Origin of the sequence: Mucilaginibacter endophyticus, assembly GCF_003351025.1 — a bacterium.
In the GTDB taxonomy this organism is placed as follows: domain Bacteria; phylum Bacteroidota; class Bacteroidia; order Sphingobacteriales; family Sphingobacteriaceae; genus Mucilaginibacter; species Mucilaginibacter endophyticus.
In genome coordinates, this window is record NZ_QPCG01000001.1 from 139,356 (window position 1) to 157,376 (window position 18,021).

The 18,021-nt window shown below is 43.6% G+C and carries 13 protein-coding genes; 11 read left to right on the top strand and 2 right to left on the bottom strand.

The annotated features are described in order from the left end of the window. The first annotated feature begins 24 nt into the window (after positions 1-24). The 11 genes from mraY (at position 25) to DUL71_RS00650 (ending at position 14,517) form a co-directional block, all read left to right on the top strand. Positions 25-1,266: a phospho-N-acetylmuramoyl-pentapeptide-transferase gene (gene mraY / locus DUL71_RS00600; protein WP_114936291.1), complete on the top strand. Its 1,242-nt coding sequence runs from the start codon at positions 25-27 to the stop codon at positions 1,264-1,266. Positions 1,267-1,370: 104 nt separating this feature from the next. Continuing rightward, on the top strand, positions 1,371-2,768 hold the full coding sequence (gene murD / locus DUL71_RS00605) for a UDP-N-acetylmuramoyl-L-alanine--D-glutamate ligase (protein WP_114936292.1): 1,398 nt from the start codon (positions 1,371-1,373) through the stop codon (positions 2,766-2,768). A gap of 90 nt (positions 2,769-2,858) precedes the next feature. Then, positions 2,859-4,043, top strand: a complete 1,185-nt coding sequence (locus DUL71_RS00610) for an FtsW/RodA/SpoVE family cell cycle protein (protein WP_114936293.1) — start codon at positions 2,859-2,861, stop codon at positions 4,041-4,043. An 82-nt stretch (positions 4,044-4,125) separates the two neighbouring features. After that, the gene (gene murG, locus DUL71_RS00615; protein WP_114936294.1) at positions 4,126-5,274 is read left to right on the top strand and encodes an undecaprenyldiphospho-muramoylpentapeptide beta-N-acetylglucosaminyltransferase; all 1,149 of its coding nucleotides are present in this window, start codon (positions 4,126-4,128) and stop codon (positions 5,272-5,274) included. A 53-nt stretch (positions 5,275-5,327) separates the two neighbouring features. After that, positions 5,328-6,686, top strand: a complete 1,359-nt coding sequence (gene murC, locus DUL71_RS00620; RefSeq protein ID WP_114936295.1) for a UDP-N-acetylmuramate--L-alanine ligase — start codon at positions 5,328-5,330, stop codon at positions 6,684-6,686. Next, positions 6,679-7,542, top strand: a complete 864-nt coding sequence (locus tag DUL71_RS00625) for a cell division protein FtsQ/DivIB (RefSeq protein WP_208645462.1) — start codon at positions 6,679-6,681, stop codon at positions 7,540-7,542. Before murC ends, DUL71_RS00625 begins: the two co-directional genes overlap by 8 nt. A gap of 1 nt (position 7,543) precedes the next feature. Then, positions 7,544-8,887, top strand: coding sequence for a cell division protein FtsA (ftsA, locus tag DUL71_RS00630; RefSeq protein WP_112574990.1), 1,344 nt, complete (start codon positions 7,544-7,546; stop codon positions 8,885-8,887). 130 nt (positions 8,888-9,017) lie between these two features. Next, entirely contained in the window at positions 9,018-10,628 is a 1,611-nt protein-coding gene (gene ftsZ / locus DUL71_RS00635; protein WP_114936296.1) for a cell division protein FtsZ, read from the top strand. 451 nt (positions 10,629-11,079) lie between these two features. Continuing rightward, positions 11,080-12,324, top strand: coding sequence for an aminotransferase class I/II-fold pyridoxal phosphate-dependent enzyme (locus tag DUL71_RS00640; RefSeq protein ID WP_114936297.1), 1,245 nt, complete (start codon positions 11,080-11,082; stop codon positions 12,322-12,324). Positions 12,325-12,586: 262 nt separating this feature from the next. After that, complete coding sequence (locus DUL71_RS00645; RefSeq protein WP_112574987.1) at positions 12,587-14,023, top strand: glycoside hydrolase family 125 protein; 1,437 nt, start codon at positions 12,587-12,589, stop codon at positions 14,021-14,023. A gap of 314 nt (positions 14,024-14,337) precedes the next feature. Beyond that, positions 14,338-14,517, top strand: a complete 180-nt coding sequence (locus tag DUL71_RS00650) for a histone H1 (protein ID WP_090529881.1) — start codon at positions 14,338-14,340, stop codon at positions 14,515-14,517. A 137-nt stretch (positions 14,518-14,654) separates the two neighbouring features. On the opposite strand, the gene dapA is transcribed toward DUL71_RS00650, so the two are convergent. After that, positions 14,655-15,551 carry a 4-hydroxy-tetrahydrodipicolinate synthase gene (dapA, locus tag DUL71_RS00655; RefSeq protein WP_114936298.1) on the bottom strand — a complete coding sequence of 299 codons (897 nt, stop codon included), beginning with the start codon at positions 15,549-15,551 and terminating at the stop codon, positions 14,655-14,657. 585 nt (positions 15,552-16,136) lie between these two features. Next, a complete protein-coding gene (locus tag DUL71_RS00660) occupies positions 16,137-17,975 on the bottom strand; it encodes a UbiD family decarboxylase (protein ID WP_114936299.1) in 1,839 nt (612 codons plus the stop codon). Between the last annotated feature and the right edge of the window lie 46 nt (positions 17,976-18,021).

Here is an 18,021-nt window from a genome sequence, read left to right on the forward strand (position 1 = left end):
TACTATTAGTAAAAGAGAAGAGCAATGTTGTATTACCTGTTTAACTATTTAAGCAAAAATTACAGTATCCCGGGGATAGGTGTATTTCAATACATCACCTTCAGGATGGCGATGGCTGTAATTACATCATTGCTGATCACTACGGTTTATGGCAGGAGGTTGATTGATTACCTGCGCTTTAAACAGGTTGGCGAAACCGTTCGGAATTTGGGCCTGGAAGGGCAGATGCAAAAATCGGGTACCCCTACAATGGGTGGTGTCATTATTTTGCTTGGTATTTTAATACCAACGCTCTTGTTTGCCAAGCTGGAAAACGTTTATGTGATCCTGATGATAGTTACCACCGTTTGGCTGGGAGCTATCGGCTTTTTGGATGATTATATTAAAGTATTTAAAAAGAACAAAGAAGGTTTAGCGGGAAGGTTCAAGATCATTGGTCAGGTTGGTTTGTCGCTTATTGTTGGGTGGACGATGTATTTTAACAGCAGCATCATCATTCGTCAGGAAGTGGTTTTACCTGTAAAGGACGATGCTCCGGTTGAGTTTCATATGAAACGTAATACTCCGGTTTATACGCAGGATGTGCATTCTACCAAAACAACCATGCCGTTTTATAAAAACAATGAGTTTGATTATGCCAAGGTGCTAAAGTTTTTAGGTAAAGGTTACGAGCAATACGCGCTGGTGGTGTTCCTGTTTTTTGTGATCCTTATTATCACGTTTATATCAAACGGCGCAAATATAACTGATGGCATCGACGGACTGGCGACGGGTACTTCTGCTATTATAGGTATTACGCTGGCTATACTGGCCTATGTATCGGGTAACACGGTTATTGCCGATTACCTGAATATTATGTACATCCCTAACTCGGGCGAGCTGGTAGTTTTTGCCGGTGCTTTTGTTGGTGCGTGCGTAGGCTTTCTATGGTATAACTCATACCCGGCACAGGTATTCATGGGCGATACCGGCAGTTTGGCCATAGGCGGTATCATCGCGGTGTTTGCCATCATGATCCGTAAGGAATTGATGCTGCCGTTATTGTGCGGTATTTTCCTGGTAGAGAATTTTTCGGTGATCATCCAGGTGTCATGGTTTAAATACACCAAAAAAAGATTTGGCGAAGGGAAAAGGGTGTTTTTAATGGCCCCGCTTCATCACCACTATCAGAAAAAAGGGTTCCATGAAGCAAAAATTGTTACCCGCTTCTGGATCATTTGTATCATACTGGCGATAGTTACGGTGATAACGTTGAAACTGAGGTAGTAGCCCCCCGGCCCCCTAAAGGGGGAGAGCACGGAGGCAAGAGAATAAGAAACAAGAAATGAAACTGATGCAGTCAAAAGCATCAGAAAGATCAAGTAAATAAAATGAACGACAACAATAACAAAGAGGCCAATCAAAAGCACCCCCTTCAGGGGGCGGGGGGGGCGTCGCGTCTTGTTATCCTCGGTGCGGGCGAAAGCGGTGTTGGTGCTGCATACCTTGCGCAGCAGCAGGGCTTTGATGTTTTTGTGTCGGATTTTGGCGGCATTGCCGATAACTATAAAAAACAGCTCGAAGATTGGAAAATTCCTTTTGAAGAGAAACAACATACAGAAGAACTGATCCTGAACGCGACAGAAGTGGTCAAAAGCCCCGGTATTCCGGATAAGGCACCGATCATCAAAAAGCTGCACGAAAAAGGAACGCCTGTAATATCAGAGATTGAGTTTGCCGGGAGGTACACTGATGCAAAGATCATTGGTATAACAGGCTCAAACGGTAAAACTACTACCACCAGCTTAACCTACCACATTTTAAAAGATGCGGGGATGAACGTTGGTTTGGCAGGCAACATAGGCAAAAGCTTTGCTTACCAGGTGGCTACCGAAAAGTTTGACTGGTATGTGCTGGAGCTAAGCAGCTTTATGCTTGATGATATGTTCAGGTTTAAGGTTGACATAGCGGTACTACTAAATATCACACCCGACCATTTGGACAGGTATGATTATAAACTGGAAAACTACGCGGCATCCAAATTCAGGATAACGCAGAACCAGACTGCAGCCGATTATTTTATTTATTGTGCCGATGATCCGGAAACAGTAAAGGGAATGAAAGAGCGAACGTTTGGGGCACAGCTGTTGCCATTTTCCATACAGCAAAAATTTGAACCGGGCGCATACCTGGATAACAACGACAATATTGTCATTAACACAACACAAGAACATTTTACAATGTCAATTCAAGATTTAGCCCTGCAAGGCAAGCACAACATTTACAACTCCATGGCATCGGGTATTGTAGCAAAGGTGTTGGAGCTGCGTAACGAAACGATGAGAGAGAGCATGGGCAACTTTAAAAGCATTGAACATCGCCTGGAGTTTGTTGCCAATATTTCAGGCATCCGCTTCATTAACGATTCAAAAGCTACCAACGTTAACTCAACCTGGTACGCCTTGGAAAGTATGACCAGCGATGTGGTGCTGATTTTAGGTGGTGTTGACAAAGGAAATGATTACACTATGCTTAATGATCTGGTTAAGCAAAAGGTAAAAGCCATTGTGTGTTTAGGTAAAGACAATAAACGCATTCACGAGGCTTTTGATGATATGGTTGAAATTATAGTAAACACATCATCGGCACAGGAAGCTGCAACTGTGGCTTACCATCTGGCAACCAAAGGTGATACGGTATTACTGTCACCGGCCTGCGCCAGTTTCGACCTGTTTAAAAATTATGAAGACCGTGGCGACCAGTTCAAGGCGGCAGTGAAGGAATTGTAAAACAGTTCATAGTTGATAGTTCATGGATCATAGTAAAAGAATCTAAGCCATGATCTATGAGCCATCAACCATGAACCAAATAAAAAGGAAATGCATAGGATATTAAACAACACAAAAGGGGATCGCTGGATATGGCTCATAGTCATATTGCTTTCTGTTATATCCTTGTTGGCGGTATACAGTTCGGTGGGGACGCTGGCATTTAAGCAGGGCAAAGGGGTTGAGATCATCCTCATGAAACACGTGTTCATGATAGTGGGCGGTATTGCGCTGATGTATTTTTCGCACAAGCTTGATTACCGCTATTATGCAGGCATTTCTAAGGTGATGATGATTGTAACTATTCCCTTGTTGTTATATACACTGGTTTTTGGTAGTCATATCAATAATGCCAGCCGCTGGATAGCTATCCCCGGAACCGGGTTAAGTTTCCAGACTTCGGATTTGGCTAAGCTGGCACTAATCACTTACCTGGCCCGTACATTATCGCGCAAGCAGGAAAATATTAAGGATGTTAAAGAATCCTTTTTGCCTATCATGGGCTCGGTTTGTGTGGTGTTTATCCTGATTGCGTTGGCCAACCTTTCAACAGCGTTAATGCTGTTTGGGGTTAGCATATTACTATTGATCATTGGCCGTATCAGCATCAGGCAGATAGCTATCACCTGTGCTGCGGGCTTTATATTGTTACTGGGCGTAATATTCCTTGGTCCGAGGCGGCATACTTACGTATCGCGTATGAAGGTATTTATGCACCCCGAACTGGCGAAGGCTGATAAGTCCTTCCAGAGTGACCATGCCAAGATTGCTATCGCTACAGGTGGTTTATTTGGCAAAGGCCCCGGGAACAGTACTGAAAGAAATTACCTGCCCGAATCATACTCCGATGAAATTTACGCCATTATTGTTGAAGAGTATGGTTTGGTAGGTGGTATAGTTGTGGTAGGAATTTATTTGTTCCTGCTATACCGATGTATCAAGATTATAACCAAAGCGCCAAAAGCCTTTGGAGCGTTACTGGCTTGTGGTTTAAGTTTCAGCTTAACCATACAGGCTTTTGCCAATATGGCTGTAGCCGTTGGTTTGGGGCCGGTAACAGGTGTGCCATTACCGCTGGTGAGTATGGGTGGAACTTCGATATTGTTTACCAGTATAGCCTTCGGTATTATCCTGTCGGTAAGCAAGGATATTGAAGAGCCTAAGAAAGATAAAACTATAAAAGAAGATAACGCAGGACCGAATAAAATTATAGTAGGAGAGATCAGGACGGCGTGAGTCGCCCCCTAACCCCCTAAAGGGGGAATGATTGAGATGGTTATATAAAAGTTAACAAAAGGTGACAGATAAAAGCAAGGATATGAAAGACGCAACTCAAAAGCACCCCCTTCAGGGGGCGGGGGGGGCGTCGCCGCGTATCATCATAAGCGGTGGCGGAACAGGAGGACATATCTTCCCGGCTATCTCTATTGCCAATGCTTTAAAAAATATTGATCCCAATACCGAGATCCTGTTTGTAGGCGCTAACGGTCGTATGGAAATGGATAAAGTTCCGGCGGCGGGTTATAAAATTATCGGTTTGGATATCCAGGGAATTCAGCGCGGTTCTATTGTTAAAAACCTGATGTTCCCTGTCAAGCTTGCCAATAGTGTGCGCAAGGCTATTAAAATCATTAAAGATTTTAAGCCTGATGCCGCGGTTGGTGTTGGTGGATATGCTTCAGGGCCGCTGTTATATGCCGCGTCGCTAAAGGGGATTCCATACCTCATACAGGAGCAAAACTCGTACGCGGGTATTACTAATAAATGGTTAGGCAAACACGCCCAAAAGATCTGCGTGGCCTTTGATGGTATGGAGAAATTTTTCCCTGCCGATAAGATCATAAAAACCGGTAACCCCATCCGTAAGGATGCAGTGAACATTGCCGGTAAACACATGCAGGCTTTGGAGTTATACCATTTGTCGCATTTTAAAAAAACGATACTGATAACTGGCGGCAGCCTTGGGGCACGTACGCTAAACAACAGTATCATGAATGGTATTGATAAACTGCTGGCTGCCGATGTACAGGTGATATGGCAAACCGGTAAGTTTTATTATAAAAGCATCATCGAAAAGCTGGGCGAAAACTATCACCCTGATTTGCAGATCAGGGAGTTTTTAACCCGGATGGACCTGGCTTATGCCGCTGCCGATATTATTATATCAAGGGCAGGGGCCGGCACTATTGCCGAGCTGTGTGCCATTAAAAAGCCGGTGATCCTGGTGCCTTCGCCCAATGTGGCCGAAGATCATCAAACAAAAAACGCTTTGGCACTGGTGCATGAAAACGCGGCCGTATTTGTAGCCGACAGGGATGCCGAAGAAAAACTGGTTGACAGGGCGCTTGAATTATTTGAAGACCGCGACCTGCAGAAAAAATTGAGCAATAACATTGGTAAAATGGCCATGCCAAATGCCGATGAAGTTATAGCAAAGGAACTTATCCAAATAATAAGTAACAATTAAATGATGGTCCTCCTCTTCCAAAGGGAGGAGGGCCTTTTTTAAACAAATTGAAAATGGAACTGCACGACATAAAAAGAGTTTATCTCATAGGCATAGGCGGCATCGGTATGAGCGGCCTGGCACGCTATTTCCATCATTTGGGTTGCATTGTTTGCGGATACGATAAAACGTCGACTGATTTAACAAACCAGTTGCACAACGAAGGCATCCAGGTAGTTTTTGAAGACAATGCGGATTATATCCCTATGAGTTTTCAAAAACCATGCAGCGATACATTGATCATTTATACACCTGCTGTACCAAAGGATTCGCATATCGTTAATTATTTTAAAAACCACGGCTTCGAGTTGTTCAAGCGGTCGCAGGTTTTAGGTTTGATCAGCAAGAGCTCGTTCACCATCGCTGTTGCCGGTACGCATGGAAAAACTACTACCTCAACTATGGTAGCGCATTTGCTTAAGGCATCGGGCAATGATTGCTCGGCATTTTTGGGTGGTATTTCATCAAACTACCAAACCAATGTGCTGTACGGCAAAAACAATGTAATGGTGGTTGAGGCCGATGAGTACGATCGCTCGTTCCTTACGCTGTTTCCTGATGTGGCTATCATCACATCGATGGATGCTGACCACCTGGACATTTATGGTGATCACGCGCATTTAACCGAATCATTCAAGCTATTCGCGTCGCAGATAAAACCGGGCGGTACGCTGGTGCATAAAAATGGGTTGCCATTAGATGGTGGCTATACCTACGCTTTTGAAGATGCAACTGCCGACGCGCATGCCTCAAACGTGAGGATAATTGACGGCGATTTTTACTTTGATTACAACAGTGCCGCGATAAATATCACCGATATAAGAATGGGTATAGCGGGCACTCACAACGTGGAGAATGCTGTAGCTGCCATTGAAGCTGTGTTGAAGCTGAATATTTCGCCGGAAAATATTAAAGCGGCGCTGGCATCATTCAGAGGAGTTAAACGCAGGTTTGAATATATTGTTAAAACACCGGAGCATATCTACATTGATGATTATGCGCATCACCCTGAAGAGTTGAGGGCTTGTATATCATCAATCAAGAGGTTGTATCCGGCTAAAAAATTAACGGCCATATTTCAGCCGCATTTATTTACCCGCACCCGCGACTTTGCCGATGGCTTTGCCGAAGTGCTGGACATGGTTGATGAGCTGATATTGCTGGAAATTTACCCGGCGCGCGAATTACCGATTGAAGGAGTTAACTCGCAGATGCTGCTTAACCGCATGCAGCTGCAAAGCAAAAGGATACTAAGTAAAGAGGCCGCGGTAGCTGCGATAGCTTCCGAAAAGCCCGAATTGCTGTTAACTGTAGGTGCAGGTGATATTGACACGCTGGTGCAGCCATTAAAACAAGTATTAAGTAATGAATAAAAAACTCATTTGGAAGCGCCTGCTGATAGGTTGTGCCTGGGTAATATGCCTTGGTGGCCTCGTGGTGCTTATGAGTTTTATTGAAACAAAAAAAGCGGATGTTAGGTGTACTTCGGTAAATGTGAGCATTCCTGGCGGTCAGTATTTTATTGACAAGCAGGAGGTTGATCACATTATTGAAGTTACCAGTCACTCGCTGGTAGGCAGACGTATCGAAAATATTAATATCCAGGAGCTGGAGGATAAGCTTAAGGCCAACCCTTTTATTGAGTTTGCCAAGGTTTATACCGAAATGGATGGGGTATTGAGGGTTGAGGTAAGCCAACGCCAGCCGATACTGCGGATCATGAACCGCTACGATATGGATTTTTATGTAGATCAGCATGGTTTAAAAATCCCGTTATCGTCAAACTTTACCGCAAGGGTATTGGTAGCAAATGGCTTCATTGATGAGTTGTTTACTAATCGTGTTGATTCTTTGCATACAAGGTTGGCGAAAGATTTGTTCAGGGCAGCAGATTATATCCGCAAGGATTCGCTTTGGGATGCGCAGATAGCGCAGATGTATGTAAACAATGAGCGTGAGATTGAACTGATCCCCAGGGTGGGCAATCAAAGGATCCTGATAGGTAACGCGGATTCGCTTAACGTGAAGCTGAATAACCTGCAGGCTTTTTACAAACAGGTGTTGCCAAAGGTAGGCTGGGATACTTATAAAGTGATCAATGTAAAATATACCAATCAGGTTATCGGTATAAAAAATGAAAATATAAAAGCAGATTCGATTAAAGCGGCTAAGACTGCCAAAGCGGATTCGCTCAGGACGAAAAGGGATTCATCTCAAATTAAATTGTAATATGGACAAAAGCTCAACTCAGGAAAAAAGTTCGCCAATTGTAGTAGGATTGGATATCGGGACTACCAAGATATGTGCCATTGTTGGGCGCAGGAGCAAGAACGGGAAGATTGAGGTTTTAGGAATTGGCAAGGCCGAATCTGCAGGCGTTACGCGCGGCGTGGTTTCAAATATAGATAAAACAGTACAGGGCATTCATCAGGCGGTGGATGTGGCAGGATCGCAATCAAATGTGGAGATCAGGGTAGTGAACGTGGGTATTGCGGGTCAGCACATTAAAAGTTTACAGCACCGTGGTTTAATCACCCGTCGGGATCTGCAATCAGAGATCGGTCGTAAGGATATTGACAAGCTGATAGAGGATATGTATAACCTGGTGATGCCTCCGGGCGAGGAGATCATCCACGTTTTACCGCAGGAGTTTACTGTGGATAATGAGCCGGGTATTAAAGATCCGATAGGTATGGCCGGTGTTAGGCTTGAGGCTAACTTCCATATCATATCTGGCCAGGTAACTGCTATTAAAAACATTGTAAAATGTGTTAACAAGGCCAGCCTGGAAAGCCAGGAACTGATCCTTGAGCCGCTGGCATCTTCAGAATCTGTTTTGAGCGAAGAGGAAAAAGAAGCCGGTGTGGTTTTGGTTGATATCGGCGGTGGTACTACCGACGTAGCTATCTTCCACGAAGGCATCATTCGTCATACAGCCGTTATCCCTTTCGGCGGTAATAGCGTAACTGAGGATATCCGCGAAGGCTGTTCTGTAATGCGCAACATTGCCGAGCAACTGAAAGTAAGGTTTGGATCTGCCCTGGCCGATGAGAACAAGGAAAATGAGATAGTATGTGTTCCGGGTTTACGTGGCAGGGAGCCTAAAGAAATTTCGGTGAAAAACCTGGCTTATGTAATTCAAGCCCGTATGGAAGAGATCGTAGAGCATGTTTACTACGAGATCAAATCATCAGGCTATGAGAAAAAGCTGATTGCAGGCATCGTGATAACAGGTGGTGGCGCGCAGCTGAAACACTTGCGTCAGCTGGTTGAGTTTGTAACCGGTTTGGATTGCCGCGTAGGTTACCCTACCGAGCACCTGGCTAAAAACGAAGTGTTGCCAAAAGGAACATACGAAGAATTGCAAAGCCCAACTTTTGCGACCGGTATTGGTTTGCTGATTAAAGGTATCCAGAAAATGGAATACATGAATGAAGCGATCCCGGCCGAAGTTAAAACGGCTAAGCCAAAATTTGATACAAAAAGTAAAGAAGGTGGTTTGTTAGACAGGCTACTGAAAAAGAGTATAACATTTATTAAGGATGACATTAAGGATGAGGACTTTCTGAAATAATATTTATTCACAAGGGTTAAATTTATTCACATTGCTCACAAATGTGGATAAACCTTGTTGAAAAAGTGTTATTATTACGATGGTAAAATCTAATGTTGGGTTGAATTACATATAGCTGAAAACGAAGATTATGCATTTTGAAATGTTAAAAGAAAAATCGTCAATCATCAAGGTAATTGGTGTTGGCGGTGGTGGTGGTAACGCGGTAAACCATATGTACAGGCAAGGAATTACCGGTGTTGATTTTATAATATGCAACACTGATGCCCAGGCATTGGAGCTGAGCCCTATACCTAACAAGGTGCAATTAGGTGCCAGTTTAACCGAGGGCATGGGTGCAGGCTCAATACCTGAAGTAGGCAAAAATTCGGCTATTGAAAATATCGACGATATTAAACAGATGTTGGGCGTTAATACCAAAATGTTGTTCATTACAGCTGGTATGGGCGGTGGCACGGGTACAGGCGCAAGCCCTATCATTGCCAAAGCAGCGCGCGAAATGGATATATTAACGGTGGGTATTATAACCACACCTTTCTCATTTGAAGGTAAACGCCGTAAAATGCAGGCTGATGCTGGTTTGGAAGAACTGCGTAAGTATGTCGATTCGTTCCTCGTGATCTCGAACGACAGGCTTCGTCAGATTTTTGGTAACCTTACCATGAGTTCGGCATTTGCACAGGCCGATAACATATTGACCACGGCAGCCAAAGGTATTGCCGAAATCATCACCTTACCGGGTTATATCAACGTCGACTTTAAGGATGTGCGCACAGTGATGAAGGATAGCGGTGTATCTATCATGGGCAGCTCAACTGCTGATGGTGAAAACCGGGCCCTTAAAGCTGTTGAAGGTGCATTGGCGTCGCCGTTATTGAAAGATAATGAAATTGAAGGTGCAAGGTATATATTGCTGAACATTAGCTCGGGCCTTAAAGAGGTTACCATGGATGAGATCAGCGTAATTACTGATTACATTCAGGAAGAAGCCGGTTTAGCTGCCGACCTGATATGGGGTAACTGTATCGACGAAAATTTGGGCGAACATTTATCGGTAACCATTATTGCTACCGGTTTCCAAACTAAAGATGAGCGCGAAAAGGAAAACAACAACAAGAAAATAGTTTCGATGCTGGTTCCTGAAGAACCTCAACCAGTGCGCCCGGTTAATGAGTTTATTAAACCTGTTAAAGCGGATGCTCCTGCCGAGCCTTATGCTAAAGCCCCTAAAGAGGATGCTAAACAAGCTGGTTTATTTGACATGTTTTCCGGTAGCCGCCAGGAAGAGCCTGCTGTTGTAAGGCATAGCTTAATGCATGAAGATTTGGAGGCTGATAACGAGCCGGATACTGCTGGTTTTACTTTTAAAATGAGCGAACCAGTAAGCTATGAGCAGCCTGTAAGGGAACAACCTCGTATGCCGGAGCCTGAACCAGAGCCAACTCCTGCACCGCAGGCGCTTGCTGGAGCAGACGATAACAAAACCAACGAATCGATAGAAGAGCAGTTGAAAAAATCGCGTGAGCGCATTATGAGGCTGAAAGACCTGAGCATGAAACTGCGTACAGGTAATATCCAGGAATTGGAAAATGTGCCAGCTTATAAACGTAAAGAGATAGCATTGCAGGATACCCCTGCATCTGACGAAAGCCAGATTTCGCGTTTTTCCCTGATGCAGGATAGCGAAGGTAACGTAGAGATCAGGAATAATAATTCTTATCTACACGGAAACGCGGATTAAGGAGAGAGGCAAAACTTAGAAAAGAATCAGGGCTTTTAGAGTCAGGAGTCAAGATAAAATCGAAAACCACAACTATGAATGGGAGATCAACAAAGGAATTATATCTGAAGTTGGTCTCCTTTTTTTTGCTACTGTGTTGAAAAGAAATGTCATTTCGATAGAGCAGAGTGGGATTAAGAGCGTTGGGGCGAAAGAGAAATCTTGTACGCCACGCAAATTTGATAAGCAGGTTGGTTTAACAGGACGCGTAAGATTTCTCACTCGTTCCTCGTGTCGAAATGACAGCCGTTTTTATTTAGACAGCAGAATTAGTTTTTATTCTTGATTCTTGACTCTTGATTTCTTGCTTCTTCTTTCCCTTAAGTTATAACCTATTCTAAAAAGTTATAGCTATTGTTTAAAGGTGTTTTAACGGCTATATTTGCATTTAAATTTATAAAAACAATTCATTTTGGATTTATTTGATAAAATAACAAAAAGCTTAGGTGGGCCGATAGGGCAGCACCAGAAGTGGTCGCATGGTTATTTTTCTTTTCCTAAACTGGAAGGCGAAATTGGCCCTCATATGCAGTTTAATGGAAAAGAGCATTTGGTTTGGAGCCTGAACAACTACCTTGGTTTGGCTAACCATCCCGAAGTAAGACAAGCCGACGCGCAAGCCGCTGCCGATTACGGTATGGCTTACCCAATGGGCGCAAGGATGATGTCGGGAAACTCAATCCATCACGAGGAGCTTGAGAATGGCTTAGCCAAATTTGTTGGTAAACAATCAGCCTTTTTGCTTAACTATGGTTACCAGGGTATGGTATCTATTATTGATGCTTTGGTTGACAGGAACGATGTTATTGTTTATGATGCCGAATCGCACGCTTGTATTATTGATGGCGTACGTTTACACATGGGTAAACGCTTTGTTTACCAGCATAACGATATCGAAAGCTGCGAAAAACAGCTGGAGCGTGCAACCCGTTTAACAGAACAAACCGGTGGTGGTATATTGCTTATTACCGAAGGTGTTTTTGGTATGTCGGGTGCGCAAGGCAAGCTTAAAGCAGTTGCCGATCTTAAAAAGAAATTCAACTTCCGTTTATTGGTTGATGATGCTCATGGTTTTGGTACTATGGGTAAAACCGGTGCCGGTACGCATGAAGAGCAGGATTGTATGGATGAGGTGGACGTGTACTTTGCTACCTTCGCCAAATCAATGGCCGGCATTGGTGCTTTCGTAGCTGCCGATCAGGATATCATCCATTACCTGCGCTATAATATGCGTTCGCAAACATTTGCCAAAGCATTACCAATGCCAATGGTACTAGGTTTGAAAAAGCGTTTTGAAATGCTGAAAACCCAGCCGGAACTTCGCGAGAAACTATGGTTGATCGCGAATACCCTGCAGGCCGGTTTAAAAGAACGTGGTTTTGATCTGGGTGCATCAAACACCATGGTTACCCCGGTATTTTTAAAGGGTGATCTTTTTGAAGCGACAGCACTAACCCGTGATCTTCGTGAAAACTACGGTGTTTTCTGTTCAATAGTGGTTTACCCGGTAATCCCTAAAGGTTTGATCGTGCTAAGGTTAATCCCAACAGCATCGCATAGCCTGGAAGACGTACAGCGTACTCTTGATGCCTATAGCGCTATCGGCGAAAAGCTAAAAGCCGGTTATTACAAAGAGAACAAATTGGAAATTGCTTAACAGCAATTGATGATATATTTAAAAGCCCCGGAGATATCCGGGGCTTTTTGTATTTTAGAATCTGTGGTTTTTATTTACGGTAGAGACGCATAATTGCGTCTACCGTGTGTAATTTACGGTTGCAGATTGGCTTGTCCTGTGGGAGACGCAATTACGCGTCTCTACATTTAAAAACCTTGATAAAACGTTTTCTAAATTATTTTAGCAAGCTTTTTTGTTTAACTAAAACCTTTTCTATTTTTACGGCTACCATATCAAAACCATGAAATTAACCAGACGACATTTTATAAAAATTAATAGCGTTGCAGCAGCCGGCATCGGCTTGGGTGTAACCCCGGTATTTGCTTCAGCTGTGGCCCCTGCCTTTGAAAGCCAACGCCCGAAACTTGCCGACCGTAAATTTACCAGCAAGGCTGTTGAAGCCATCATTAAAAAAGTTAAAGCCGATATCAAAGACCCTGAAGTTGCCTGGCTTTTTGAAAACTGCTATCCCAATACTTTAGATACTACGGTAAACTATTCTGAAAAAGATGGTAAGCCTGATACTTTTGTGATCACTGGCGACATCAATGCTATGTGGATGCGCGATTCATCGGCACAGGTTTGGCCGTACCTGCCGCTCATTAAAAATGATCCGGCATTGAAGAAATTAATCCAGGGTGTGCTGAGTCGTCAGGCTAAATGCGTGATCATTGATCCTTATGCAAACGCCTTTAACGAAGGCCCAACCGGCAGCGAATGGGATAGCGACCGTACTACCATGAAACCCGAGTTACACGAACGTAAATGGGAGATCGATTCACTTTGTTACCCTGTAAGGCTGGCTTACAACTATTGGAAAATAAGCGGCGATACCAGTTTCTTCGACGAAAACTGGCAAAAAGCAGGTAAGATCATCCTGGCTACTTTTAAAGAGCAGCAACGTAAGGATGGTAAAGGTCCGTACTTTTTCCAGCGTAAAACCGAAACGCAAAGCGATACTGCCCCTAACAGGGGATATGGTAACCCGATTAAACCAGTTGGCCTGATTTGCTCTATCTTCCGCCCATCGGATGATGCCACGATTTATCCATTCCTGATCCCGTCAAACTACTTCGCGGTAGCAAGCTTAAATCAAATGGCCGAAATGTACAGCACCATTGGTCATGATAATGCTACTGCTGATGCCTGCAAAACGTTGGCAGCAGAGGTTCAGGCGGCACTTAAGCAATACGCCGTTGGTCATCACCCACAATTTGGACAGGTAATTCCGTTTGAAGTTGACGGTTATGGAAACCAGTTGTTCATGGACGATTCAAACGTGCCAAGCTTGTTGGCTTTGCCATACCTTGATTCGGTAAAGGTTGATGATCCGCTATACCAAAGCACCCGTAAGTTTGTATTGAGCGATAGCAATCCTTACTATTTTAAAGGCACAGCTGCCGAAGGTATTGGTGGTCCGCACGTTGGTATTGGCTATATCTGGCCAATGGCAATTATTATGCGCGGTATCACATCAACCGATAAAGCGGAGATTGTACAGTGTATCAAATGGCTGAAAAGTACTCATGCGGGCACCGGTTTCATGCACGAATCATTCAATAAAGACGATGCAAAGGACTTTACCCGTAAATGGTTTGCCTGGGCTAATACCTTATTTGGCGAATTGATACTAAAAGTGCACGAACATTACCCGGATATACTGCAGCAGACTTTTTAAACCTGTAAATATATTAATACCTGAAAGTATTTTAAATACTATGTTATAGTTGTATAGATAGCTATGGATATTATTTATACTTCGATATGATTTGTATTTTAATTATTAATCAAACTTATTTTAAAATATAAGTTTGATTTAAACTTTTTAATAGAAAATAAGAGGTGGCTCATAAATAGAAACCGGCAAAAATGTGGAAAAAAACCACTGTTAAGGCCGTATTTTTTGGCTTCAAAAGTTTTTAATTAACAAAAAACATTTTAGCTTAGCTTTAATTAAAACAATAAACCTCAAAATTTAAAAGGAGTAATTAAATGAAAAAATTTACTGAAGTAAAAGAGCTTGTAGCTGCTTTAGAGGCTGATGCCGACAAATTCTACAACAAAGGAAACAGCGCTGCCGGTACACGTGTACGTAAAGGCATGCAGGATCTAAAAAACCTGGCTCAGGCAATCCGCCTTGAGGTTCAGGAAGCTAAGAATAAAGAAGCTTAGTAAGATTTTTTATCATCTTATTCCAATAAAAAACCCGGTCCATGGACCGGGTTTTTTATTTATAGATACTTTTCCTTTAAGGCTATAAAAAAACGTCGTACCTCGCAATGACGCTTATAGAGAATCCTTATAGCTTTTTACGCTTTTACCGCTACCGGGGCAAGCTTTTTAAGCTCTGTAGCAATGGCATCAGCCGTTTTTTCGCTTACTTGTACTAATGGTAGCCTAACTGTATCACCACAGATGCCCAATTGTTTCAACGCGGTTTTAACACCGGCAGGGCTGCCTTCGGTAAACATTAATCGGGTAAACTCTATCAAATCAAAATGTGCAGCATGTGCGCCTTTGTAATCGTTGCTAAGCAAGAGCCTGACCATCTCAGATAACTGACGGGGAAGGGCGTTACCAATAACAGATATTGCACCTACACCGCCTAAAGCCATCATTGGTAAAGTAACCGGATCATCGCCCGAAATAAACAGGAAATCTTCAGGTTTATCACGCATCAGTTGGTTAAACAGATCGAAATTGCCTGATGCCTCTTTAATACCGATGATGTTTTTAAACTCTTTCGCCAGTCGTACTGTTGTCTCGGCGCTAACTGTGCTGCCCGTACGGCTTGGTACATTGTATAATATAATAGGCAATTTACTGTTTAGCGCAATTGCTTTATAATGCTGATATATGCCCTCCTGGGTAGGTTTGTTATAATGCGGACTTGCCGAAAGTATAGCATCATAACCATCAATATCAAATGATTTTATTTGTTCAACAACTTCATGAGTATTATTACCGCCTATACCGGCCACCAGGCCAACGCGTTTATTTACCACTTCGGCAGTGAAAGCCCAAACTTGCTTTCGTTCAGCCTCGCTCAATGTGGCGCTTTCGCCAGTTGTACCTAACGATACCAGGTATTCCACCCCGCCATCAATCAAATGTTCAATCAGGTTTCTCAACCCGTCGTAGTCAATTTGACCATCCGCATGAAAAGGGGTTACCATAGCTACCCCTGTTCCGTAAAATATATTCATGAGTAAAATTAAAAGGATGCTAATATAGTGATTAGTGATTGGAGATTAAGGTTTTATTAGAGGTTTATTTTCGGGAAAAGTGCCTTAGCGTTGTTTAAAGTTAGATTTTGAGGCAGGGAGGTTTGTCTGAACCTGAATTTATAGAATTAAAGAATTTCCAGAATACTATGAAATTCGATAAATTCTCTTAATATTCTCTTTTGGCGCAAGTGTTGTGTGGTTGTCTGTGGGTATGCTCACTTGTGTCTATCCGAAAGCACAAGTCTCCAATCGCGCATTCTCTGGCTCAAGACTTGCGCTAAATTGAAATTCGATAAATTCTCTTAATTCGTTTAATTCGAGTTCAGACAAAAATAAGCTGTAAACTGAATTGGGGCGTTGCCTGCGGCCGGGCTTTGCGCTCATACTGCACAGGCATTAGCCACAGGCCGGTATCCGCTGCAATCCCTAACGCGAAAAATCAAAAAAAATAAAACAAAGTATTTCAAAGTGCATTGTCCTCTAACCTCTAACCTCTAACCTCTAACCTCTAACCTCTAACCTCTAACCTCTAACCTCTAACCTCTAACCTCTAACCTCTAACCTCTAAATCACCCCAAACAATGATCCGCCTTTTTCACCCAGCTTATCAACTGTTTTTTCCACTTCAGGTACACGCTCAAGCACAGGGGCATGGTGTGGTTTTATCCGGGCATCTATAATCAGCGGACCTTTACAGCCCCAGTGTTTATGCTCGGTAAAGCTGCCTACGCCGTAAATATCATGCGATGGGTTGCTGCGGGTAAACGTCACCCAAACAAAATTATTGATGGTTTGCGCCGCGAAGCCCGCGTTGTCACAAAGTACCATTAATGGTAAGCCGGTGAGGTCTTCATCCTGTAGGCCATATTCAATAATACTGATAACGTTATCAATATCCTTGTGATTTACATGCTTGGGTACTTCAACCATCAGCACGCCGGGCATAGCCATTTTGTAGCCGGTTATAGGGCGAGGGAGATTGAACCAGTCGGGCAACTCCGTCCATAGTTCCCGCTTAATACCGCCTGCTACAGTGACCGCTAGTTTACTGCCGGAGTTCAGGCCTTCGCCACTATAGTCGAGCGTATCGATAGTAGTGTTGGTATGAAAGTGCAGGTCGCGGGTAAGGTCAATCCTTTGCAGGATGTGTTTCAGGAAACCGCCGATGTCGTTCACATTTAGTTTTGGATCATCTTGATGAGCGGCAATGAACAGGTATTTGGCAAGACTTAACTGACCTTTGCCCAATATATGATTGGCTATGGTCACTATCTCCTGTGGCTTGCGTTCTTTAAGATAAGGAGTATAGCGTTCGCTGCCAATGGCGAAAAGCAACGGGTGTACACCGGCAGCATCAACCGCGTTAACCGCATGCAGGCCCGGGATCTCCTTAGGAATAGCTGAACCCGTAATTTCATGAATCAGTGCCCCAAAACTGGTATCCTCCTGTGGCGGGCGACCAACCACTGTAAACGACCAGACGGCATCTTTACGGTGATATACGTTGTGCACTTTCATCAACGGAAAAGGGTGTACCAGGCTATAGTAACCCAAATGGTCGCCAAAAGGCCCTTCGGGTTTATTTTCGTGCGGCATAACTGTACCCGTAATCACAAAATCAGCATCGGCCGAAATGCAAAAGCCTTCATTGTCATAAAAATACCGGAAACGACGATTGGCCAGTGCTCCGGCGAAGGTCATCTCCGATAAACCCTCGGGCAGGGGCATTACCGCGGCTACCGGATGTGCGGGCGGGCCGCCTACAAATATGCTTACTTTTAACGGCTGGCCCTTGGCGTTGGCTTTGGTTTGATGCACGCCTATACCCCGGTGGATCTGGTAATGCAAACCAATTTCCTGGTTTTGAATATAATCATTACCGGCCAGCTGAATGCGGTACATGCCCAGGTTGGCGTTCATAATGCCTGGTTGATCTGTATCTTCGGTATATACCTGTGGCATGGTAACAAATGGGCCACCATCCATAGGCCAGTTTACAATTTGCGGAATATCGCTGATATTACATTTGCCAAATTTTATAGGCGCGCCTGCACCGCTTTTCATAGGCAATGCCGAAAGGGCGGTTAAACCAACACCCGCATATTTAAATGGGTTTTTTATCGCTTTTATCGGGTCGTTCTTGATATCGACTAAAATCTTGATCTTTTCGAGCGTGTCCCTGAAAATAAATTTCGACCTGTCGAGGGTACCAAAAAGGTTGGATACCGCGGGAAATTTACTGCCTTTTACGTTCTCAAATAATATGGCAGGCCCTTCGTTTTCAAATACGCGTAAGTGTATCGCTGCCATTTGCAGGTAAGGATCCACTTCTTCCTTAATACGAATAAGGTGGCCGTTTTTTTCGAGATCGGTAATGCAGGCTTGTAAACTTGAGTAACCCATGAGCAACTAAAATATATTAATTGGCCAAAAGTAAACAATAGTTCAA